General features: G+C 67.1%; 21 protein-coding genes. 10 read left to right on the forward strand and 11 right to left on the reverse strand.

What is annotated here, in order from left to right; translation table 11 throughout:
- The first annotated feature begins 18 nt into the window (after positions 1-18).
- The 3 genes from ACO07I_RS25310 to ACO07I_RS25320 are packed head-to-tail and all read left to right on the forward strand — an operon-like array spanning position 19 to position 2,689.
- Positions 19-1,053, forward strand: a complete 1,035-nt coding sequence (locus tag ACO07I_RS25310) for an ABC transporter substrate-binding protein (RefSeq protein ID WP_422012355.1) — start codon at positions 19-21, stop codon at positions 1,051-1,053.
- 12 nt (positions 1,054-1,065) lie between these two features.
- Positions 1,066-1,890 carry an ABC transporter ATP-binding protein gene (locus ACO07I_RS25315; protein ID WP_422018374.1) on the forward strand — a complete coding sequence of 275 codons (825 nt, stop codon included), beginning with the start codon at positions 1,066-1,068 and terminating at the stop codon, positions 1,888-1,890.
- 1 nt (position 1,891) lies between these two features.
- Positions 1,892-2,689, forward strand: coding sequence for an ABC transporter permease (locus ACO07I_RS25320; protein ID WP_422012357.1), 798 nt, complete (start codon positions 1,892-1,894; stop codon positions 2,687-2,689).
- Here the strand turns inward: ACO07I_RS25320 and ACO07I_RS25325 are convergent, their stop codons facing one another.
- Positions 2,690-3,511: an enoyl-CoA hydratase gene (locus tag ACO07I_RS25325; RefSeq protein ID WP_422012359.1), complete on the reverse strand. Its 822-nt coding sequence runs from the start codon at positions 3,509-3,511 to the stop codon at positions 2,690-2,692.
- A 149-nt stretch (positions 3,512-3,660) separates the two neighbouring features.
- On the opposite strand from ACO07I_RS25325, the gene ACO07I_RS25330 reads away from it, so the two are divergent.
- The 3 genes from ACO07I_RS25330 (at position 3,661) to ACO07I_RS25340 (ending at position 5,836) form a co-directional block, all read left to right on the forward strand.
- Entirely contained in the window at positions 3,661-4,128 is a 468-nt protein-coding gene (locus tag ACO07I_RS25330) for a MaoC family dehydratase (RefSeq protein WP_422012361.1), read from the forward strand.
- Positions 4,129-4,138: 10 nt separating this feature from the next.
- Entirely contained in the window at positions 4,139-4,831 is a 693-nt protein-coding gene (locus ACO07I_RS25335; protein WP_422012363.1) for a gamma-glutamylcyclotransferase, read from the forward strand.
- Positions 4,832-4,909: 78 nt separating this feature from the next.
- Positions 4,910-5,836 (forward strand): DMT family transporter, encoded by a 927-nt coding sequence (locus ACO07I_RS25340; RefSeq protein ID WP_422012365.1) that lies wholly within the window; start codon positions 4,910-4,912, stop codon positions 5,834-5,836.
- A 120-nt stretch (positions 5,837-5,956) separates the two neighbouring features.
- Here ACO07I_RS25340 and moaA read toward each other — a convergent pair whose 3' ends face one another.
- From moaA to ACO07I_RS25355, 3 genes are read right to left on the reverse strand one after another with little or no spacing between them, the layout of a single operon-like run.
- Entirely contained in the window at positions 5,957-6,949 is a 993-nt protein-coding gene (gene moaA, locus ACO07I_RS25345; protein WP_298307131.1) for a GTP 3',8-cyclase MoaA, read from the reverse strand.
- A complete protein-coding gene (locus tag ACO07I_RS25350) occupies positions 6,946-8,604 on the reverse strand; it encodes a cisplatin damage response ATP-dependent DNA ligase (protein WP_422012367.1) in 1,659 nt (552 codons plus the stop codon). Before ACO07I_RS25350 ends, moaA begins: the two co-directional genes overlap by 4 nt.
- Positions 8,605-8,607: 3 nt before the next feature.
- Positions 8,608-9,639 carry a ligase-associated DNA damage response exonuclease gene (locus ACO07I_RS25355; protein ID WP_422012369.1) on the reverse strand — a complete coding sequence of 344 codons (1,032 nt, stop codon included), beginning with the start codon at positions 9,637-9,639 and terminating at the stop codon, positions 8,608-8,610.
- A gap of 107 nt (positions 9,640-9,746) precedes the next feature.
- Between ACO07I_RS25355 and ACO07I_RS25360 the strand changes: the two genes are divergently transcribed.
- The 3 genes from ACO07I_RS25360 to ACO07I_RS25370 are packed head-to-tail and all read left to right on the forward strand — an operon-like array spanning position 9,747 to position 12,840.
- Positions 9,747-10,034: a toxin-antitoxin system TumE family protein gene (locus ACO07I_RS25360; RefSeq protein ID WP_298307122.1), complete on the forward strand. Its 288-nt coding sequence runs from the start codon at positions 9,747-9,749 to the stop codon at positions 10,032-10,034.
- Positions 10,031-10,384 carry a hypothetical protein gene (locus ACO07I_RS25365; RefSeq protein WP_422012371.1) on the forward strand — a complete coding sequence of 118 codons (354 nt, stop codon included), beginning with the start codon at positions 10,031-10,033 and terminating at the stop codon, positions 10,382-10,384. Before ACO07I_RS25360 ends, ACO07I_RS25365 begins: the two co-directional genes overlap by 4 nt.
- Positions 10,385-10,401: 17 nt before the next feature.
- Entirely contained in the window at positions 10,402-12,840 is a 2,439-nt protein-coding gene (locus ACO07I_RS25370) for a ligase-associated DNA damage response DEXH box helicase (protein ID WP_422012373.1), read from the forward strand.
- 17 nt (positions 12,841-12,857) lie between these two features.
- Here the strand turns inward: ACO07I_RS25370 and ACO07I_RS25375 are convergent, their stop codons facing one another.
- The 5 genes from ACO07I_RS25375 to ACO07I_RS25395 are packed head-to-tail and all read right to left on the reverse strand — an operon-like array spanning position 12,858 to position 19,190.
- A complete protein-coding gene (locus tag ACO07I_RS25375) occupies positions 12,858-16,178 on the reverse strand; it encodes an error-prone DNA polymerase (RefSeq protein WP_422012375.1) in 3,321 nt (1,106 codons plus the stop codon).
- Positions 16,179-16,182: 4 nt separating this feature from the next.
- Positions 16,183-16,623, reverse strand: coding sequence for a type II toxin-antitoxin system VapC family toxin (locus ACO07I_RS25380; protein ID WP_422012377.1), 441 nt, complete (start codon positions 16,621-16,623; stop codon positions 16,183-16,185).
- The gene (locus ACO07I_RS25385) at positions 16,620-16,865 is read right to left on the reverse strand and encodes a FitA-like ribbon-helix-helix domain-containing protein (RefSeq protein WP_422012379.1); all 246 of its coding nucleotides are present in this window, start codon (positions 16,863-16,865) and stop codon (positions 16,620-16,622) included. Before ACO07I_RS25385 ends, ACO07I_RS25380 begins: the two co-directional genes overlap by 4 nt.
- Before the next feature lie 11 nt (positions 16,866-16,876).
- Complete coding sequence (locus ACO07I_RS25390; RefSeq protein ID WP_422012381.1) at positions 16,877-18,526, reverse strand: Y-family DNA polymerase; 1,650 nt, start codon at positions 18,524-18,526, stop codon at positions 16,877-16,879.
- Positions 18,444-19,190 carry an ImuA family protein gene (locus ACO07I_RS25395; RefSeq protein WP_422012383.1) on the reverse strand — a complete coding sequence of 249 codons (747 nt, stop codon included), beginning with the start codon at positions 19,188-19,190 and terminating at the stop codon, positions 18,444-18,446. Before ACO07I_RS25395 ends, ACO07I_RS25390 begins: the two co-directional genes overlap by 83 nt.
- A 238-nt stretch (positions 19,191-19,428) precedes the next feature.
- Between ACO07I_RS25395 and ACO07I_RS25400 the strand changes: the two genes are divergently transcribed.
- Entirely contained in the window at positions 19,429-20,271 is an 843-nt protein-coding gene (locus tag ACO07I_RS25400) for an MBL fold metallo-hydrolase (protein ID WP_422012385.1), read from the forward strand.
- An 8-nt stretch (positions 20,272-20,279) separates the two neighbouring features.
- On the opposite strand, the gene ACO07I_RS25405 is transcribed toward ACO07I_RS25400, so the two are convergent.
- Both ACO07I_RS25405 and ACO07I_RS25410 read right to left on the reverse strand, forming a co-directional pair.
- Positions 20,280-21,311 carry a histone deacetylase family protein gene (locus tag ACO07I_RS25405; RefSeq protein ID WP_422012387.1) on the reverse strand — a complete coding sequence of 344 codons (1,032 nt, stop codon included), beginning with the start codon at positions 21,309-21,311 and terminating at the stop codon, positions 20,280-20,282.
- A 9-nt stretch (positions 21,312-21,320) separates the two neighbouring features.
- Positions 21,321-22,493, reverse strand: a complete 1,173-nt coding sequence (locus ACO07I_RS25410; protein WP_422012389.1) for a CaiB/BaiF CoA transferase family protein — start codon at positions 22,491-22,493, stop codon at positions 21,321-21,323.
- Between the last annotated feature and the right edge of the window lie 63 nt (positions 22,494-22,556).

The raw sequence follows: 22,556 nt of genomic DNA on the forward strand, positions 1-22,556 counted from the left end.
CCTGTCGCGGAGGAAATAATGACCAAGCTGCAGATGCGGCGCCGGACCTTGCTGGCGGCCGCCCCGATAATGCTGGCGGCTCCCCATGTCGCGCGGGCGCAGGCCAAGCCGGAGAAGAGCAAGGTCATCCTGGCCGTGGGCGGCAAGTCCGCGCTCTATTACCTTTCGCTGACGATCGCGGAGCGCAAGGGCTTCTTCAAGGAAGCCGGCATCGACGTCGAGATCAACGACTTCCAGGGCGGCGCCAAGTCGCTGCAGGCCCTGATGGGCGGCAGTGCCGACGTGGTCGCAGGCGCCTACGAGCACACGATCCGTATGCAGCAGCGCGGCCAGGACGTGACGGGCTTCGCCCTGATCGGCCGTGGCATGCAGATCTGCATCGCCTTGCGCAACGACGTGGCCGCCCGGGTGAAGGGCCCCGCCGACATCAAGGGCATGAAGTTCGGCGTCACGGCGCCCGGCTCCTCGACCCACATGCTGCTGAATTTCTGGGCGGCCAAGGGCGGGCTGAAGGCCAGCGACGTGGTGGCGATCGGCGTCGGCGCCGGCGCCTCGGTCATTGCCGCGGTCGAGAAGGGCGAGGTCGACGGCGTGTCGCAGACCGATCCCGCGCTGACCATCCTGACCGACAAGAACCTCGTGAAGGTCGTCGTCGACACGCGCACGACCAAGGGCAATCAGGAAGTGTTCGGCGGCGCCTTTCCGGCGGCCAGCCTCTATTCGCAATCGGACTTCATCAAGAAGAACCCCGGCACAACCCAGGCACTGGCCACCGGCATCGTGCGCGCCAACCAGTGGCTTCAGACGGCCACGCCGGCCGATGTCGCCAACGCCGTGCCGGAGGGCTACCTGCTGGGCGACCGTGCGGTCTACGAGAAGTCGTTCGCCGGCGTCCGCGAGACGATCTCGCCGGACGGCACCATGCCCGCCGGTGCGATGGAAAATTGTCTCAAGTTCCTGGTCGAGAGCGATCCCGCCATCAAGGCGGGCTCGGTGAAGCTCGCCGACACCTGGAACAACGAGTTCGCCCAGCGCGCCGCCAAGCGCAGTTAGTTTGCCGTGACGATGACGAAGGAAGTGCCGGCGCTCGCGCTGGCCGACATCACCTGTCGCTTCGCCGCCCGCGACGATGCGAGCAAGGCCTACACGGCGGTGGCGAACGCCACGCTGAACGTCGCGCGTGGCGAGTTCGTGTCGGTGGTCGGGCCGACCGGCTGCGGCAAGTCCACCCTGCTCAACGTGGCGGCGGGGCTGCTGGAGCCGTCCTCCGGCACGGTCGAGGTGTTCGGCGAGAGGCTGCTGGCGGCCAGTGGCGTGAACCGGCGCGCGGGCTACATGTTCCAGGCCGATGCGCTGATGCCTTGGCGCACGGGAATCGACAATGTGATCGCCGGCCTCGAATTCCGCGGCGTCCCGCGGGCCGAGGCGGTCGGGCAGGGGGAGTCGTGGCTGCGCCGGGTCGGCCTCGCGGGCTTCGGCGACCGCTATCCGCACCAGATGTCGGGCGGCATGCGCAAGCGCCTGGCGCTGGCCCAGACGCTGATCCTCAGCCCCGACATCCTGCTGATGGACGAGCCCTTCTCGGCGCTCGACGTGCAGACACGCCAGCTCATGGAAAACGAGCTGCTGGCGCTGTGGGCCGAGGATCGCAAGTCGGTGCTCTTCATCACCCACGATCTCGAGGAGGCGATCGCGCTCTCCGACAGGGTCGTGGTCTTGTCGGCCGGCCCGGCGACGCGGCCGATCGGCGATTTCAGGGTCGACCTGCCGCGGCCGCGCGACGTCTCGGAAATCCGCATGACGCCGGCCTTCCTCGACCTGCATCGCGAGATCTGGGCGGCGATGAAGGAAGAAGTGCTCAAGGCCTACGCACAGCAGAAGGCGATCTGAGATGCGGCTCAGGATCATGCAACTGCTTCTCCTCGGCGTGCTGGTCGTGGCCTGGTACGTGATGACGGCGCCGGGACTGATTCCGCCCTTCTATTTCGACAAGGCCAACCGCGCCGCCTTCTTCTTTGGCGAGCCGCAGAAGGTTTTCTGGGTGATCGTCGACTGGTTCGCGAGCGGCGAGATCTTCCCTCATCTCGGCATCACCCTGCTCGAGACGGCGCTGGGCTTCACGATCGGCGCGGCCTCCGGGCTGGGAATCGGCCTGTGGCTGGCGCTGTCGCCCACCGCCTCGGCGATCACCGATCCCTACATCAAGGGCTTCAATTCGATGCCGCGCGTCGTGCTGGCGCCGATCTTCGCGGTCTGGTTTGGCCTCGGCATCTGGTCGAAGGTGGCGCTCGGTGTGACGCTCGTCTTCTTCGTGGTGTTCTTCAATGTCTACCAGGGCGTGCGCGAGGTCAGTCCCAACCTGATCGCCAACGCCCGCATGCTGGGCGCCTCGCAACGCCAGCTCCTGCGCTCGATCTACCTGCCGAGCGCCATGAGCTGGGTGTTCGCCAGCCTGCACAACGCCGTGGGCCTCGCCTTCGTGGGCGCGGTGGTGGGCGAATATCTCGGCTCGTCAATGGGCGTCGGCTACCTGATCCTCCAGGCCGAGGGCACGTTCGACATCAACACGGTGTTCGCCGGCATCCTTGTCCTGACCGCCTGCGCCCTCGTGCTCGACAGCCTGGTCGGCGTCGTCGAGCGCCGACTGATGACTTGGCAGCCGAAGGCCGGGCAGACGGAGAAGGTTTAGCTACCTGCCGGTAAACCGCGCGGCCCGCTTCTCGAGATAGTGGGCCACGCCCTCCTTGAAGTCCGAGGTCTGGAACGACAGTTCCATCTCGTGATTTGCCTGGACCGTGGCTTCGGCCAGGGTCTGGAACTGGGCTTCCCAAAGCTGGCGCTTCATCACCGCCACAGAGCGCGGCGAGACCGTGTTGGCCAGCAGGGTCGCGTAGGCATGGGCCTCGGCGAGCAGCTTGTCGTCCGGGATGACCCGATTCACGAGGCCCATGGCCAGCGCCTCCGGCGCGCGGAACTTGCGGGCCGAGCAGAGCAGGTCGAGTGCCGTCGGCAGGCCGACCAGTCTCGGCAGCAGCCAGCTGATCCCGTGCTCGGCGATCAGGCCGCGCTGGGCGAAGGCCGTCGTGAAGACAGCCGATTCGCCCGCGAAACGCAGGTCGGCATAGAGCGGGATCACCATGCCGAGCCCGGCGGCCGGGCCGTTGATGGCCGCGATGATGAACTTCGGGATCGCCGGGAAGTAGGCGTAGTTCATCCTGAACTCCGGCAGAGTGCTGCCCCCGGGCAGTCCCTCCTGTGCCCTGGTCGAGCGGTCGGTCGAGGCGCCGGAGCCGATCGCCTGCAGGCCGCCCATGTCGGCCCCGGCGCAGAAGCCACGGCCGGCCCCGGTCAGGATGATAGCGCGGACCTCGTCGTCGGCCCCGGCCGTGTGCATGGCGTCCTTGAGGTCGAGGTGCATCTGTCGCGTCCAGGCATTCAGCCTGTCCGGGCGGTTGAGCGTGATCGTGCAGACGCGATCGGCGACGTCATAGAGGACGGTCTCGTACGCCATATGGGGGTCTCCTCCTGTGCATTCTTGTGACTGGCATGATGGGCAAAAGGCCGCGACGATACAAAGGCGGAGGAGAGTGCCGGAGCCGCCTCGTGCGCGCTTGGGGCAATCTTGCAGTCGGAACGAAATTAATGAATTAGAGGCGGTAAATGGCAAAGAGAGAGTTCGCCCATCCCAGCGAGATGCAGAAGCACGTGGGAGAGGAAATCGGCGTGAGCGACTGGGTCGAGATTTCGCAGGAGCGGATCAACCTGTTCGCCGATGCGACCGGCGACCATCAATGGATCCATGTCGACGTCGAGCGGGCCAAGAAGGACATGCCGGGCGGCAAGACCATCGCCCACGGCTTCCTGACCCTGTCGCTGATCCCGATGCTCAATAGCCAGATCTCGCACATCAACAACGTGCGCAACGGCATCAACTACGGCTGCAACAAGGTGCGCTTCACAAGCCCCGTCCAGGTCGGCTCGAAGGTGCGGGCGCGTGCCAAGCTGCTTGCCGCCGATCCGATGGACAAGGGCGGGGTGCGCCTGACCAACCAGGTCACCATCGAGATCGAGGGCCAGGAGCGTCCGGCCTGCGTCGCCGAGACCATGGCCATCGTCTACGGCACCTGAGGCACTACGGTTGCTGACACGCGAGGACCTGACGTCGGAGCGGATCGACCAGATCGTCGCCGACGCCCGAGCCGCCGGCTACGACTTCTTCCTGTCGTCGCCGGAGCGCGAGGCCAGCCTCAACGCTGCGTTGCTCGATCATCCGCCCGGCGAGGAGACCTGGATCTTCGCCTACGGCTCGCTGATGTGGAATCCGGCTCTCGACTATGCCGAGGTCCAGCCCTGCCGGGTGGAGGGCTGGCGCCGGTCCTTCTGCTTCTGGACGCCGATGGGCCGAGGCACGCCCGAATTGCCGGGCCTGATGCTGGCGCTGGCCGACGGCGGCGCGTGCGAGGGCATCGCCTATCGACTGTCGCCGGGGCTGGAACGGCAGGAACTGGGCCTCCTGTGGAACCGCGAGATGCTGGCGGGCGTCTACAAGCCGCTCTGGGTCCCGACCAGGCTGCGGGACGGTCGCACCGTCAGCGCCGTGACCTTCGTCGTCGAGACCGGCCATTGCCAGTATTGCGGCGACCTGCCGATCGAGCGCGCGGCCTATCACATCGCCTTTGCCGAGGGCCGTCGCGGTGCTTGCCGCGAGTACCTGCTGAACACGGCGGAGCATGCGCGGTCGCTGGGCATCCACGACCCCTATCTCGAGGAGCTGGTGGAGCGCGTCGTCCGCTTGCGGCAAGAGCAAGCGCCCGATACGGCCGTGGCCTGAACCGGGCGCACCTCGCCTCTCGAAAGCCGCTGTACTGCAGAGGATGCGGGGTAGCAGGGCCTGTGACATAGTCGTGGCGTGTCCGCCCTCGTCGCCCGCTGGCTCGCGCTGCCGCCGAATTTGCGCGGGATCCTCTGGGTCGCTTTCTCGGGCGTCCTGTTCGCGCTGCTCAACGTCTTCACGCTGATCCCGGCGCAGCATCTCAATCCCTACGTGATGGCGTTCCTGCGCTATTTCTTCGGCGCGCTGTTTCTCGTGCCGATCGTGATGCGCCTTGGCTTGTACCGGTCGCTGCACACGAGGCGCCTGCCCCTGCACATCTCGCGCGGCGCCATCCATACCGCGGGCATGATGCTGTGGTTCGTGGCGCTGCCGCTCACGACCCTGGCCGAGATCACGGCGCTCGGGTTCACCGGTCCGATCTTCGTCACGATCGGCGCTGCGCTGTTCCTCGCCGAGAAAGTGCGTCTGCGGCGCTGGATGGCCGTCATCGTCGGCTTCATCGGCGCGATGATCATCATCCGGCCGGGCTTCGGAGACATCCATATCGGCGTCATCTGCATCCTGATCTCGACGCCGATCTTCTCGGCCTCGAACCTGATCTCCAAGGCGCTGGCCCGCACCGACTCGGCGACCACGATCGTGATCTGGCAGAACATCGTGATCGTCGCCTGCGCCCTGCCGTTCGCGCTGTGGTTCTGGCAGACGCCGCAGTGGGGCGACATCATCTGGTTCCTGCTCGCAGGGGCGGCCGGTACGCTCGGCCATATCTGCCAGCAGCGCGGCTACCAGCTCGCCGACATCACGCTGCTGCAGCCGATCGGCTTCCTGTCGCTGATCTGGAACACGATGCTGGGCTATTTCCTGTTCTTCCAGAAGCCCGACGTCTGGACCTTCGTCGGCGCGGCCGTGATCTTCGCCAGCGCCCTCTATATCTCCCACCGCGAGGCGGTGCGGCGCGCGCAGATCAAGACGGCAGCGACAAAGGGTAGTCCGGAGGCTTGAAGAGACGACGCCCATCAATGGAGCGCGCAACTCCAGTTGCGCTCATCGCTTCTCTTTTCAACGGATCTTGAGCGCAACTGGAGTTGCGCGCTCCGCTGCGGCCGGTTCGGTCCGTAAGGATCAGCCGCCGGTCACGCTCATGTGGCGGGGAACGGCGGGGCCGCTGTGGCGGCGGTCGATGATGAAATCGTGGCCCTTGGGTTTGCGCGCGATCGCCTCGGTGATGGCGCGGTCCAGGACCTCGTCGCTCTCCGACGCGCGCAGCGGCGCGCGCAGGTCGGCCGCATCCTCCTGGCCCAGGCACATATAGAGCGTGCCGGTGCAGGTGAGGCGCACGCGGTTGCAACTTTCGCAGAAATTGTGGGTGAGCGGCGTGATGAAGCCCAGCCGTCCGCCGGTCTCCTCGACCCGGAAGTACCGCGCGGGGCCGCCGGTCCGATAGTCCGTCTCGGTGAGCGTGAAGTGGCGGGCGATCTCGGTGCGCGCCAGCGACAGTGGCAGATACTGGTCGAGCCGCGCCGCGTCGCCGATCTCTCCCATCGGCATGACCTCGATCAGCACGAGGTCCATGCCGCGGCCGTGGCTCCAGCGGATCATCTCCTCGAATTCGCCGTCGTTGACCCCGCGCAGCGCCACCGCGTTGATCTTGATCGCGAGCCCCGCGCGCTGGGCGGCATCGAGGCCGCGCATCACCTGGTCGAGGTCGCCCCAGCGCGTGAGCTGGCGGAACTTGTCGCGATCGAGCGTGTCCATCGAGACGTTGACCCGGCGCACGCCGATGTCGGCCAGCTCCTGGGCGTACTTGGCGAGCTGGCTGCCGTTGGTGGTGAGGGTGAGTTCTTCCAGCGCGCCGCTGTCGAGATGCTTTCCGAGACCGCGGAACAGCGACATCACGTTCTTGCGCACCAGCGGCTCGCCGCCCGTCAGCCGCAGCTTCTTGACGCCGCGCCGGATGAAGGCCGTGCACAGCCGCTCCAGCTCCTCGAGCGACAGGACCTCCGCCTTGGGCAGGAAGGTCATGTCCTCGGCCATGCAGTAGACGCAGCGGAAATCGCAGCGATCCGTAACGGAGACGCGAAGATAGGAGATATGGCGGCCGAACGGGTCGATCATGGCTCTTCCGTTACGATGACGCCCGGATAATGGGCATGCGACATACCCCCTGCAAGGGGCGATTCCGGGGCCGAATTGGTGAGCAGCCGCAGGAGATTGTCGACCGTATCGGCCTCGGCGGCCGGCTTGTCGGTCCGGATGCGGTTGATGCGCGGGAAACGCATGGCCACCCCCGATTTGTGCCGGGTCGAGCGGGCGATGCCGTCGAAGGCGATCTCCAGCACCAGTTTCTGCTCGACCTCGCGGACTGGGCCGTAGCGGTTGGTCGTGTGATCGCGAACCCATTTGTCGAGCCAGCGCAGCTCCTCGTCGGTGAAGCCGAAATAGGCCTTGCCCACGGGGGCCAGCTCGCGACCGCCCGACGCCGCGTCGCGCCAGCAGCCGAAGGTGAAATCGGAGTAGAAGGAGCTGCGTTTGCCGTGGCCGCGCTGAGCATACATCATCACGCAGTCCGCGAGCATGGGGTCGCGCTTCCACTTGAACCACGGGCCCTTGGGCCGACCGGACAGATAGGCGCTGTCGCCGCGCTTCAGCATCAGCCCCTCGATGCCGTCGGTCCGCATCTCCTCGCGCTTGGCGGCGAGCTCCGCCCAGTCGGCGAAGGTCACCAGCGGCGACAGGTCGAAGCGCGGGCGCTCCTTCAGCGCGATCCAGGCTTCGAGCCGGGCGCGGCGCTCGTCGAAGGAGAGGCCGCGCAGGTCCTCGCCCTCCAGCCACAGCACGTCGTAGAGGCGGACATGCGCCGGATGCTCCTTCAGCATCTTCGGGGTCACCGTCTTGCGGTTGAGCCGCTGCTGCAGGTCGTTGAACGGCGCGACCGCCGTGTCGCGACGCACCAGCAGTTCGCCGTCGAACACGCCCTCGAAGTCGATCACCTCGATGATGTCGGGAAAGGCCCCGGACACATCCTCGCCGGCGCGGCTGTAGAGCCGCTTCAAGCCGCCCGATGCGGCGACCTGCACGCGGATTCCGTCCCATTTCCATTCGGCGCGGAAATGCGCGGGATCGAGCGCGTCGAGTTCGCTGCGTTCGATCGGATTGGCCAGCATCGCCGGCAGAAAGGCGGCCCCGGCATTGGACTGCGGTCGCGGCGCGTCCTGAAGCAGCCAGTCGAACAGCGGCCGGTAGGGCGCTTCCAGCCCGTGCCAGATCTCCTCTACGGCATCGACCGGCTGGCTGCCGATGTTGGCGACCGCCTGCTTGGCGAGACGCGCCGAGACGCCGACCCGCAGCGCGCCCGTGAGGAGTTTCAGCAAGGCCCAGCGGCCCGTCGAATCGAGCGCATCCAGCCAGCGCTTCAGGATCGCCGGCGTCTGCGTGCGCGTGGCCCGCTGCAGCGTCTCGACGACTTCGGCGAGGGTCGGGGGCGGACCGGCGGCGGGGTCGGTCTCCCAGATCAGGGCGAGCGTCTCGGCGAGGTCGCCGACATAGTCGTACGAAAGGGCAAACAGCTCCTCGCCGATCTTCTCCTGGCCGAAGCCGCGCAGCAGCGCGGGCTTGGCCGACGGAAAATCGAGGCCGCCGGTCAGCGCCGCCAGCGCCCAGCCGCGATCGGGATCGGGAGTCTCGCGCAGGTACGTCTCGATCAGCCGCAGCTTGGCGTTACGGGCCGGTTGGAAGGAGAGGGAGTCGAGAAGGCGGGCGAAGGCCTGCACGGTTCAGGACTCCTCATCCTCGCGGCCGGCGAGGTGCAGCGCCTCGGCATCGATGCCGAGCCCGCGCGCATAGTGGACGAGCGCCTCCTCGCGGCCGTGCGTCACCCAGACCCGGGGCGCGCCGACATCCTTCAGGGTCTGCGTCAGCTCCGGCCAGTCGGCGTGATCGGAGATCACCAGCGGCAGTTCGGCGCCGCGTTGCCGGGCGCGGGCGCGCACGTTCATCCAGCCCGAACACACCGCGGCGATGGGCTCGGCGAAGCGCCGCGACCAGCGGTCAGCGAGGGCCGAGGGCGGGCAGAGCACGATGGCGCCCTTGAAGGTCTCGAGGATCGCCTCCGACACAGGTGCCACGTCGCCCAGATCGACGCCATGCTCCTGGTAGAGCTTGCACAGGGATATCAGGCCGCCATGCAGCCAGATGCGCTTGTCGTAGCCCGCTTCCCGCAGCAGGCGGATGACCCGCTGGCACTTGCCGAGCGCATAGACGCCCACCAGATGAGTGCGCTCGGGGAACGTGTCGACGGAGCGCAGCAGCTTGCCGATCTCGCCAGCATCGGAGGGATGATGGAATACCGGCAGCGCGAAGGTCGCCTCGGTGATGAACACGTCGCACGGTACGGGCTCGAACGGCGGACAGGTCGGATCCGGCCGGCGCTTGTAGTCGCCCGACACGACGATGCGCTGGCCCTTGTATGCCAGCACGGCCTGCGCCGAACCGAGGATGTGACCGGCCGGTGCGAAGCCGACCTCCACATCGCCGATCCGCACGCTCTCGCCGTATTTCAGCCCCTGCTGCTCGGTGTCGGGCATGTCCTGGAAACGCGTGCGCATGATGGCCAGCGTCTCCGGCGTCGCCAGCGCCTTGCGATGACCCGGCCGCGCATGGTCGCCATGCCCGTGCGTGATCACCGCGCGCGGCACGGCAAACGCCGGATCGATATAGAAATCGCCCGGTTCGCAATAAAGGCCGCGCGGCGTCGGGTAGAGCCACGTACGGGGATTCAGGGTCTCGGTTGCCGTCGTGATTGCCATGGCTCCTGATGCATCCTACCCCACAGATATGGGGCTTAACGGATGTTATGCATGGGGTGTTGGCGAGTTTGACAACATTCCTTGGTGTTGGCATTTTTGCCAACACAATGAACGCCACGCTGATCGTTCGCTCCAAGACGGTTACCGCTGAAGGAGACATTATCGAATTCGTTGTGTGGCGTGTTCCAGTCCCTGTGCCGCCAAGCCGGCATGATTTTAAGTATCGTGCGGCTTATGTCGTCGAAGGGAAACGGGTCGTCGGCTTCGACAACGAACGTGGCAAGGGAGACCATAAGCACGTCATGGGCCACGAGACGGTTTACCGGTTCACGTCGGTCGAGCAGATGATCGAGGATTTCATCAGTGAGGTCGATGCCATTCGGAGGCAAAGATGACGAAGCGCACCTTAACCATCCGGTTAAAGCAAGATTGGAAATCCAGCCTGAGAGCCGCAGCACGCAAGGCGGCCAGCAAGAGTTACCAGGGCGAGGAACTCCATTTTGAGACGGCTGCTGTTTTCTTTTCAAAGCTCACTGAGCGGCGATGGGAGCTCATCGGCGCTTTGCAAGGAAAGGGCGCGATCTCGATTAGAGAGCTGGCACGCCAATCCAAGCGCGATGTTAAGCGTGTGCATGAGGATGTGGCTACTCTGGTCGAATTGGGCATCTTTGAGCGAGAGGCCTCGGGCGTCTCATGTCCGTTCGACCTGATTCACGTCGACTTTGAGATTGCCAGAGCGGCTTGAGGTTGGTTGCGGCACAGTTGCTTCCCGACCTGTTCGCACGCTGGTTCGAGAGTCGCGGCTGGGCGCCGCGGCCGCACCAGCTCGCGCTGGTCGATCTCGCGCGAAAGGGCAAGAGCGCGCTGCTGATCGCGCCGACCGGCGGCGGCAAGACATTGGCGGGTTTCCTTCCGTCACTGATCGAACTCACCGAGCGGCGGCAGGCCGGCCAGGACCTCGCCTACAAGAAGGGGCAGGGGGAGCTGCATACGCTCTACATCTCGCCGCTCAAGGCGCTGGCGACCGACATCCGCCGCAACCTCGAACAGCCGCTGGCCGAGATGCAGCTGCCGGTGCGCGCCGAGAGCCGAACCGGCGACACGCCGCAGAGCCGGCGCCTGCGTCAGCGCGAGCGGCCGCCCGATCTCCTGATGACCACGCCGGAGTCGCTGGCGCTGCTGCTCTCCTATCTCGATGCGGCGAAGTTCTTTGGCAGCCTGAAATGCGTGATCATCGACGAGCTGCATGCCTTCGCCACCAGCAAGCGCGGCCATCATCTGGCGCTCTGCCTGTCGCGGCTGGCGACGCTCGCGCCGCAGGCCCGCTTCGTCGGCCTGTCGGCCACCGTCGCCGATCCGCCCGAACTCGCCGAGTTCCTGAACCTGCGCGACGAGCCGGTCGAGATCGTGATGGGCGAGCCCGGCGCGCCGCCGGTCGTGTCGATCATCGACGCGCAAGAGCGGCTACCGTGGGGCGGCCACATGGGGCGGCATGCGGTGCCCGAGATCTACAACATCATCCGGCAGCACAAGACCTCGATCATCTTCGTCAACACGCGCGCCCAGGCGGAGCTGGCCTTCGATGCGCTGTGGCGGATCAACGACGACAATCTGTCGATCGGCCTGCATCACGGGTCGCTGGCCGTCGAGCAGCGCCGCAAGGTCGAGGCGGCGATGGCGGCGGGCCGGCTGCGCGCGGTGGTCGCGACCTCGTCGCTCGATCTCGGCATCGACTGGGGTGACGTCGACCTCGTGATCCAGATGGGCGCGCCCAAGGGCGTCAGCCGCCTGATGCAGCGCATCGGCCGCGCCAACCACCGGCTCGATGAGCCCAGCCGCGCCATGATCGCGCCGGCCAATCGCTTCGAGGTGCTGGAATCGCTGGCGGCGCTGGAGGCGGTCGAGGCGCGCGAACTCGACGGCGATCCGCCGCGGCCGCCCTGTCTCGACGTGCTGGCCCAGCACATCGTGGGCACCGCCTGCGCCCAGCCGATCGACCGAGAGGCCTTCTTTGCCGAGGTGCGGCGGGCACAGCCCTATCGCGACCTGCCGCGCCAGGATTTCGACGACACGTTCGACTTCGTGGCGACCGGCGGCTATGCGCTGGCGGCCTACGATCGCTGGCACCGGCTGAAGCAGCTTCCCGACGGACGCTGGATGCTGGCCTCGCCGCTGGTGGCCAAGCAGTTCCGCATGAACGTGGGCACCATCGTCGAGCTGCCCCTGATGAAGGTGCGGCTGCGCCGCGGCGCTGTGCTGGGCGAGGTCGAGGAAGGATTCGTGCAGGGGCTGGTGCCGGGCGACACGTTCGTGTTCGCCGGCCGCCTGCTGCGCTTCGAGGGCGTCAAGGAACTGTCGGCGATCTGTTCGCCGGCGACCACCGGCGATCCCAAGGTGCCGGCCTATGGCGGCGGGCGGCTGCCGCTCTCGACCTTCCTCGCGGCAAGGGTGCGCGGGATTCTGCAGGATCCGCTGAAGCATCCGAAGCTGCCAGCCGAAGTGCAGGAGTGGCTGCGCATCCAGGTCTTCCGCTCGATGCTGCCGCCGGCCGACAAGCTGCTGGTCGAGGGCTTCCCGCGCGGCGGCAAGCAGTTCCTGGTCGCCTATTGCTTCGAGGGCCGCAACGCCCATCAGACCTTGGGCATGCTGTTGACGCGGCGCATGGAACGCATGGGGCTGCGACCGCTGGGCTTCGTTGCCACCGACTATGTGCTGGGACTGTGGGGCTTGCGGCCGGCCTCGCCGAAGCAGCTCGAGGAGCTGTTCGACGAGGACATGCTGGGCGACGATCTCGAAGCCTGGATGGACGAATCGAGCATGCTGCGGCGCTCGTTCCGCAACGTTGCGGTGATCGCCGGCCTGATCGAGCGACGCTTTCCCGGCGAGGAGAAGTCGCGCCGCCAGGTCACGTTCAGCTCCGACCTGATCTATGACACGCTGCGCCAGCACGAGCCCAACCACATCCTGCTGCGCGCCACGAGGCAGGACGCGGCCTGGCAGCTCGCCGACCTGAAACGACTGGGCGACTTGCTGAGGCGCGCCAAGGGCCGCATCGTCTATCGCCGGCTCGACCGCATCTCGCCGCTGGCCGTGCCGGTGCTTCTCGAGATCGGCAAGGAGCGCGTGCTCGACGGCACCGCCGAGGATGAGCTTCTGGACATCGCCGCGCAGGAGCTGATCGACGAGGCGACGCGTCTCTGACGAACGTCGGAGCAGCTTCAGTGGAAGTCCCGGCTCTGGATGCGGATCTTCGGCCGGTCGAGGACGATGCGGCTGCGGTCGTAGTCGGGCTTGGTGCTGGGCTTGGCTGGTACAGTCCTGCTGGACCGGTGACGCGTGGCATTGGCCTCCGCGACCTTCACGCGGTTCTCTCCCGGATCGCTGCGGACTTCATCGCCGCGAGGATGGGTCAGGTGAAACAGGTCGAGTTCGGAGATCGAATCGAGTTCGGCCGACAAGTCCCAGATCTCCTCGGCGACGAGATGGATCACCTTGTACTGCTTCTCTCCCTCGCACTGGATGCGTCCCCGCACGCCCACCATGCGCGCGCCCATCACGACCCGGCGATACGCTTCGAACACGGTGGGCCAGACCACGAGGTTGGCGATGCCGAACTCGTCTTCGAGGGTGACGAACACCACGCCGGAGGCGGTCCCCGGTCTCTGACGGACCAGCACCAGGCCTGCCAGGGTGAGGACGTCGCCGTTCCTGGCGGATCCCAGCGCCTCGGTACTGGAAATCCCCTGCTGCGCGAAGGTCTGCCGCAGCAGCTGCATCGGATGGGAGCGCAGCGACAGGGAGAAGCTGCTGTAATCGTCCACCACCTGCTCGCCCAGGGTGAGACCGGGCAGGATGACGGCGGGTTCCAGGTCGCGCACCCGCGGTTGAGTGTCGAGCAGGGGCAGCTGTCCCTCCGCAAAGCCGCGCACGGCCCACAGCACGTCGCGGCGTGTGAGGCTGAGCGACGCGAAGGCATCGGCGCGGGCCAGGGCGATGATCTGCTTTTTGCTGAGACCGCCGCGCCGCCACAGGTCGGCCGGATCGCGATAGGGAGTCGCGCCACGGCGTTCGACCATCCTGTCCGCCGCCTCCTTGGAAAGGCCCGTCACCTGGCGCAGGCCGAGGCGCAGGGCGCAGCGATTGTTCTTCCCCGATTCCAGAGTGCAGTCCCGGTCGCTGGCGTTGATATCGGGTGGCAGTATCTCGACGCCATGATCCCGCGCGTCGCGCACGAGCTGGGCGGGCGCATAGAAACCCATCGGCTGTGAATTGAGCAGCGCCGCGGCGAAGACCTCGGGATAGTAGTGCTTCACGTAGGACGAGGCGTAGACCAGGATCGCGAAGCTGGCGGCATGACTCTCCGGAAAGCCGTATTCGCCGAACCCCTGGATCTGCTTGAAGCAGCGCTCGGCGAAGTCCCGGTCGTATCCGTTCTCCACCATACCTTCGATGAAGGGCTTCTCGAACTTGTGGATGGTGCCGTTGTGGCGGAAGGTCGCCATGGCGCGGCGCAGCCTGTCGGCCTGCTCCGGCGAGAAGCCGGCGCCGACGATGGCGATCTGCATCGCCTGTTCCTGGAAGAGCGGGACGCCCAGGGTTCTCTTCAGGACCGCTTCCAGGTCGGTCTTCGGATAGACGACGGCCTCGGGGTTTGCGCGGTTCTTCAGATAGGGATGCACCATGCCGCCCTGGATCGGCCCCGGCCGCACGATCGCCACCTCGACGACCAGGTCGTAATATTCCCGGGGCTTGAGACGCGGCAGCATCGACATCTGTGCCCGGCTCTCGACCTGGAAGACGCCGACCGAGTCGGCGCGGCACAGCATCTCGTAGACGCTGGGATCGTCCGGACGCATGCTGAGATCCAGCTTCTTGCCGAAATGCTCCTCGATCATCGTGAAGCTCTTGCGCAAGGCCGTCAGCATGCCGAGCGCCAGCACGTCGACCTTGTAGATGCCCAGCACATCGAGATCGTCCTTGTCCCATTCGACGACGGTGCGCTTCTCCATCGCCGCGTTCTGGATCGGCACCAGCTCGTCGAGCCGGTCCTGAGTGAGAATGAACCCGCCGACATGCTGGGAGAGGTGGCGCGGGAAGCCGCACAGGGCCGACGAGAGTTCGAGCGCCAGCATGATGCGCGGATCGACCGGATCGAGGCCGGCTTCCCGCACATGCTCGATCCGCACGCCGCCCGAGCCCATGCCCCACACCGTGTCGGCCATCACCCCCACCGTATCGGGCGAGAGGCCCAGCACCTTGCCGACCTCGCGGATGGCGCTGCGGCTGCGGAACGAGATCACCGTGGCGGCCAGGGCGGCCTTGGAGCGATGCTTCTCATCGTAGATCCACTGGATGATCTCCTCGCGACGCTCATGCTCGAAGTCGACGTCGATGTCGGGCGGCTCGTCGCGGGAATTGGACAGGAAGCGCTCGAACAGAACGTCCGTCTCGGCCGGATTGACCGACGTGATGCCGAGGCAGTAGCAGACGGCCGAATTGGCGGCCGAGCCGCGGCCCTGGCACAGGATGCCGCGCCGGCGCGCCTCCGCCACGATCTCATGCACCGTCAGGAAGTAGGGGGCGATATTCTTGAGATCGATGAGCGCGAATTCCTTACGGATCGTGCCGGCCACCTCCGGGGGAACGCCGTCGGGATAGCGCCAGTCCGCGCCTTCCCAGGTCAGCCGCTTCAGCTTGTCTATGGGGGGTTCGCCCCCTTCGTAAACGACCGGATACTGATAGGTGAGCTGCCGCAGCGAAAAGGTGCAGCGCCGAACGATCTCCTGCGTGGCGGCAATGGCGTGTGGATGGCGGCGGAACAGGCGCACCATCTCTGCGGGCTCCTTGAGATGGCGTTCGGCGCTGGCGAAGCGACGGAAGCCCAGCTCGCCGACCGTGCAGCCGAGCCGGATGGCCGTCACGACATCCTGCAGCGCGCGCCGCTCGGGCACGTGATAGTGCACGTCGTTGGTGGCGACGAACGTCATCCCCATCTCGCTGGCGAGATTGTCGAGCTGGGCCAGACGCCGCGCATCGTCGCCCCGGAACAGCATCGTGCCCGCGAGGTAGCCGCGGTCGCCGAACAACTTCGCGAGGCGTCGCAGCCGGTCGCGGAAGGCGGGGTCCTCGGGTTTGCGCGGCGGCAAGGCGATCGCCAGCAGGCCTTCGGCATGTTCGGCGAGATCGTCGAAGCCGATGTCGCACTGCCCCTTCTCGGTGCGCCGGTTGCCCAGGGTCAACAGCCGGCAGAGGCGCTTGTAGGCATCGAGGTCGATCGGATAGACGAGCAGCGAATAGCCGTCGCGCGTTTCGAGGCGGCTTCCGACCAGCAGCTTGATCCTGTCCTTCGCAGGGTCCTTCGGATTCTCCTCGTCTCGTGACGCCGCGAAGGCGCGAACGACGCCGGCCAGGGTGTTGCGGTCGGTGATGCCGATGGCGCTATGGCCAAGCTCGATCGCCCGTTCGACCAGTTCCTGCGGATGCGAACCGCCGCGCAGGAAACTGTAGTTGGTCGTGACCTGGAGCTCGGCGTAATCCATGGCATCAGGGAGCGATGAGTTCGCCGGCCTGGGCGAGCGGCACGCCGCGCACCGGGATACCCTTGCTCTTCAGGGCCTGCAGGAATTCTTCGTCGGCGCTGACAAGCGGTGCCTTCGCCCCCTCGGCGCAGGCCGCATAGAAGCACGCGTGCACGGGCCGGCCGCATTGCAGGGCGATGGCCAGGGCGCGATTGCGCAGCTGCGGCGATTCGACGAAGGCCGAGATGAACGACGGCAGCGCGATGTTGCGCACGATGGGCTCGGCCTGCTCGATCGTGATCTCGCCGCGCGTCATCTTCTGCCACGCCAGCTCGGCCACGCCCGCGATCAGGATGTCGGGCGCGATCACCTCGTGGCGGTTGGCCAGCAACGAGCGCGCCTGTGGCCGCAGCGGCTCCTCGACGAACCACTTGATGGCGACGCCGGGATCGACGACGACGATCACGCGTCCGCTCCGCTGTGCGTGACGTTCACCCGTGGCGTCATGGCGGCGATGCGGTCGGCTTCTTCCAGCGGATCGACCACCAGCGGTTGGCCCGACGCATAGGTCAGCAGGTCGCGCAGATCGGCCTCGAGCGAGCGGCCCCTGGCGCGCGCATGGTTCTTCAGCCGCTCGATGATCGCGACATCGAGGCCGCGGATGGTGAGCGTGGTGCCCCGTTTAGTGTGTGCTGTGGCTGTATCCATTTCTCTCCCCCTCAGGCGCAGAATCCGTGGAGGAACCAGCGGGCCGTCGGCTGACCATTGGCGGCAAGCCTGTAGGGCCCGTCGCGGAACAGCCAGAAGCGGCCACCGTCATCGTCCTCGACGCGGTAGTAATCACGCACCGGCGGCAGGGTGCCGGCGGGCGGGCGGCTGCCGTCGGGCCGCGGCCGCCACCATTCGTCGGCGATCCGCTCCGGTCCGTCGGCGCGCACGATGCGATGGGCATGCCGGCGCCAGCGGAAGACCGAGGGCGGATCGTCGGGCACGAAGGCGGTGACCTCGACGGGTTCGGGCCGCTGCAGCAGGCGGGTCGGCCGTGCGCCCTTGAGGCTGGCGACGCGGCGCCAGGCGCCCGCCGCGGCCGGCTTCGTCGCAACGGTGGCGGCGACCTGGACACGCTCGGGCAGATGGCTGTCGCGCGACAGCAGCCGCACGACGTTCTCCGCGCCCAGCCGCAGCGCCAGCCGGTCGGCGAGGTCGATCGTGCCGTCCATGCCCGAGGCGACGGTGGGCGAATCCTGATGCGGCAGTGCATCCTGCGTGCCGCTCCAGGTTTCGACCTCGGGGGCGGACAGGATCATCAGTTCGACGCCGAAGCCGGGATCGAGTTCGCCCAGCTTCTCCTCGAAGAGCTTCATCAGCTTCGGGTTGTCGCGGTTGGGCCGGCTGGTGCCGATCGAGGCGCGGTCGACCGAGCCGTCGACGCGGTAGAGCGCAATCTCGAGCAGGCGAGCCCCGACGCCCGCCTGTTCGAACTGGCGGCAGAGGGCGGCCAGCAGGCGGCTGGTCGCGGCGGCGACGTCCTCGCTCCGGCCGATCGGTTCGGCGAAGGAGAGGCGCGTGCGGAAGGCGGGCGGCAGGCGACGCGGCTCGATCGGCTCGTCGAGCCGGCCCAGCGCCTGGTCGATGCGGCGCACCGGCTGCTCACCAAAGCGTCGGACCAGCGGTGCACGCGGCATGGGATAGAGATCACCGATGCGGCGCAGGCCGAGCTTCAGGAAGGTTTCGAGGATCGGCGCCTCGAGACGCAGCCCCTCGACCGGCAGCGGCGCGAGCGCATCGCGCTGGCCGCGCGCCGGACAGAAGAGATCGGCCTGGCGCTCGGCGAAACGCGCCAGCGCCCAGGCCGCGCCCGCCGTGTCGGCCATCGCGGCGCGACAGGAAAGATCGCGCCGGGCGAGGCGCGTAACGAGATCGGCCAGCAGCGCGCGCTCGCCGCTCTCGCCCTCGCCGAAGAGATGCGTGCAGCCCGTAACGTCGAGCAGCAGGCCGGCATCGCCGCCAAAGCCGCCGGTGCTGCAGGCCAGTGCGATGTCATCGGCGACCGCCCCGCCCATCGGGTCGATCGCCACCCAGGGCGTATAGCGATCGCACCAGGCCGCGATCGCCTCGACCAGGCGGAGGTCGGCCTGCGGCTCGCCTGCGACCGTGACGAGGTCGGGCAGCAGGGCGCGGGCATCGGCCAGCCGCATGTGCGGGCGCAGGCCAGCGGCGCGGGCGTGCGGATTGACGGCGGCGAGGCGCGGGCAGCCCTCGCGCCAGACGACGAGGGCGGCTGCCCTATCCGACCAGTCTTTCTTCGAAGCGCGTGCCAGGCGATCCGTGGAGAGCTTGGGGAACCACAGCGAGACAATGCGTTTCATCGTTCCACTCCAGGAGCCAGGATGGTGTTTCCGCGGCGGACGGCGTGCCAAAGCGGTTGCGCTTGAGTTCGAGGTGCCAGCGCGGGGCGCCGACATCCTTGAGGCCCGGCGTCGAGCAGGAGGGAGCAGAGGCGATCCGCCACCGGGTGGCGCATACGCTTTGCGGCGGCGCGGGGTGGGCGCGCAGCAGCAGGGCGGGGACGCCGTTCTTCTCGGCGGCGAGCGACAGGCGGCGGCCGGCCGTGGGATCGGCCGCCCGCGTCTCGCCCACGACGGCCGAGATGCCGGGGCAGCGCAGCCCTTCTTCCATCGCCCAGAAGAGATCCTCGTCGCGCTTTGCCGTGACCATCAGCAGGCGCGCCGGGTCGAACCATGCCGACAAGGCGGGCGCATAGGGCGCTGCGTCGAACGTGCCGGTAGGGCGGCGGCACCACAGGATCGTGCCCGGACCGAAGCGACCGAGCAGATGGGCGGCGAAGCCGAGCGCGGCACCGTCATGGGACGCCACCCGGCCGGAGGGGGCAGGCCCCGCCTCGATCTCGTGCAGGGCCCCCGTCAGCAGCCCGCCCTCCGGCAGCAGGGCGTCGATGGCAGGGATCCCGAGCTGAACCGAGGCGGCCCGGCCGCTGCGCCGGACACTGTTGGACCTTTCCAGTCGGCGCACCTTTTCCCGCAAGGAGGCAGGCAGCGGAACGCCCCTGTCGTTGGCGGCTCCGGAAGCGGGAGGAGCAAAGGCACTCGGGGAAATGACCGGCATCGCCCCCTCGTCGGTCTGGTGGATGGGCTGTGGGTTAAATGTTCGTGTTTTGTTCTAGTTGCTTCACAATCGTGAGTCAACGGGACTAAGGACTGGCATATCGAGTGCATCCGGGGAGAAGCTGCCGTCCTGACCCGGAGGCTCCATGACTCTTCGTCTGTCCCTCGTCGCCCTATGCGCCACCGCCTTCGCCCTGCTGGCCGGCCCGGCACTGGCCCGCTGTTCCAAGAACCTGGTTGAACTCGGTCCGACCTTGCAGGGGCGGGGCGTCCAGATGGCCTCGCTGGACGGGGCGCAACTGGCGGCCGACACGGCGAGCCGCGCCATCATCACCTTCCTCGGCCATGCCAGCTTCGAGATCGACACGCCGCAGGGTGTGCGCGCCATCACCGACTACAACGGGCTGAACGGCTTCGGCCGCAAGCCCGACATCGTGACGATGAACAATGCGCATTCCACGCACTACACCGACACGCCCGAGGACGGGATCACCTATGTGCTGCGCGGCTGGCCGGATGAGGCCGGTCAGACCGAGGCGCGCCATGACGTTTCCCTGAAGGACCTCAAGGTCGCGAACCTGCCGACCAATGCGCGCGACTGGGGCGGCGGTTCGGCGCGCATCAACGGCAACTCGATCTTCACCTTCACCATCGGCGATCTCTGCATCGCCCATCTCGGCCATCTGCATCACCGGCTGACCCGGGATCATCTCGACGAACTGGGCCGCATCGACGTGCTGATGGTGCCGATCGACGGAGCCTACACGGTCGGCCTGCCGGTGATGGTCGAGGTCGTCCGCCAGATCCAGCCGCGCATCGTGCTGCCGATGCACTACTGGGGGCGCGGTCAGGTCGCGCGCTTCGAGGAACTGATGGCCGACCAGGACGCGGTCTTCATCTGGCCCGACCGCCGCACCATCGAGGTCGCCCACGACAAGTTGCCCGAGAAGCTCACCGTCTATGTCGTCGGCGGGAATGGCGGCGACTGAGTGAACCGCTAGGCGCCGCGTCCCTTCTCGAAGCCCGCCAGGAACTGGACCAGGTTGCGGCCGAGATCGTCGCCGAGATAGCCGCCTTCCTGGACCAGCACGGTCGGAAGACCAAGCCGTGCGATCTTCTCGGCCATGGCATGGAAGCCGGCGCCAGTGACCTTGAGGCCCTGCAGCGGATCGCTTTCGCTGGCGTCGAGACCCAGCGCCACGACCAGCGCAGTGGGCTGGAAGTCGCGGATGCGTGCGAGGGCCTTGTCGCCGGCTTCGAGCCACGGCGCGTCGGGCGAGCCCAGCGGCAGGGGCAGGTTGAGGTTGAAGCCCTCGCCCTTGCCGGCACCGCTCTCGTGCGCGTGGCCCCAGAAGAAGGGGTAGTAATGGTCGGGATCGGCGTGGATCGAGACGGTGAGCACGTCGTCGCGCTCGTAGAAGATCCCTTGGGTGCCATTTCCGTGATGCACGTCGACATCGAGGATCGCCACGCGCTCGTGCTTGCCCCGCAGTCTCTGCGCGGCCACGGCGGTGTTGTTCAGGAAGCAGAAACCACCGGCCATGTCGGCATAGGCGTGATGGCCGGGCGGCCGGCAGAGCGCGTAGGCATGGTCCTCGCCCGCCAGCACCATGTCGGCGACCGTGGCCGCGACCTCGGTGGCGGCGAGGGCCGCGTCCCAGGTGTGCGGGCCGATGGGGCAGCCGGTGTCGACCTGATGCCACCCAGCGCGGCCGGCCAGTGCCTTCGGGTAGGAGGCATGGGCGCGCGCCGGATGGACGTTGGGCACCACCTCCGGACCCGCACCCGGCAGCTTCGCCCATTCGCGCGCGGCGATCTGCAGGAAGTCGAGGTATTCCGCCGTATGCACGGTGGCCGCCGGCGCCGGACCGTATGACCCCGGCGACACGATGGTGTGGCCGGCTTCGGTGGCGGCGGCCAGCAGGCGGGTCGCGCGTTCGGGCTGCTCGGCGCTGCGCAGCTTGGTGCCTCGCACCACGAAGTGCTGCGGGTCGTGTTGGGCGTGCTTCTCGGAATAGACGATCTTCACGATGGGACCTCAACTGGTCGCGATGGCCTTCGCCGACTTAAGCGCAGCGATCTCGTCATCGCTATAGCCCACCTCGCGCATGATCTCGACCGTGTGTTCGCCGATGCCGGGCGACTTCTGCCGCGTCTCGACCGGCGCGGCGGAGAGCTTGATCGGATTGGCCGCCGACTTCACCGGGCCGATGCCGGGATAGTCGATCTCCAGCACGCTGCCGCGCGCCTTGGCATGGTCGCTGGCCATCACGTCGCTCACCTTGTAGGCGGCGGAGCAGGGCATGCCGGCAGGGATCAGCTTTTCGAGCAGCTCGTCGGCCGTGTACTGCAGGAAATAGTCCTCGATCATCCCTTCGAGGAGCGCGCGATGGGCGACGCGGCCGGCATTGGTCTTGAAGCGCTCGTCGTCGAGCCAGTCCTTCTTGCCAAGCGCGGTGCAGAGCAGGCGCCAGAAGGCATCGTTGGTGCCGGCCACGAACACCGGTTGGGTCTTGGTCGGGAAGACGCGCAGCGGGCAGAGGATCGTGTTCGAGGTGCCCATGCGCTCCGGATTCTCGCCGGTGAGGCCATGGTTGGTGATCCAGTGGCTCATCATGTGCATGCCGACATCGAACAGCGACAGGTCGAGGCGCTGGCCCTTGCCGGTCTTGATCCGCTGCAGCAGCGCGAAGGCGATGCCGCCGGCGCAGGCGAGACCGGTCGAATAATCGATCGGCGCCGTGCCGACGCGGCACATCTCGCCCTGGTAGGGACCGGTCGCGTCCATCAGGCCGATCTCGGCCTGGATGCAGGGATCGTAGCCGGCGCGCGGCGAGTAGGGGCCGGTCTGGCCGTAGCCGGAGATCGAGGCATAGATGGTCTGCGGATTGACCTTCGAGACGACATCCCAACCGAAGCCCAGCTTGTCGATCACGCCCGGCGTGAAGGCTTCCATGAACACGTCGGCCTTCTTCACCAGTCGCATCAGAACGTCCTTGCCGCCCTCGCTGCGCAGGTCGATCGCCAGGCCGCGCTTGTTGCGGTTCATCGACGGCACCCAGGCGCCGCCAAAATGCGGACGGAAATGCTCGCCGTTGAGCGGCTCGACCTTGATCACGTCGGCGCCCATGTCGCCCAGCATCTGACCGGCCGTGGGACCGGCGATGACCTGCGTCAGGTCGAGAACGAGCGTATCGGACAGCGGAAGCATGCGATGAAATTCCTCCTGGACGTCACCCATGCAAGACGACGCAGGCACGCTCAAGCACTTCGT

Origin of the sequence: Reyranella sp. (assembly GCF_965227665.1) — a bacterium.
In the GTDB taxonomy this organism is placed as follows: domain Bacteria; phylum Pseudomonadota; class Alphaproteobacteria; order Reyranellales; family Reyranellaceae; genus Reyranella.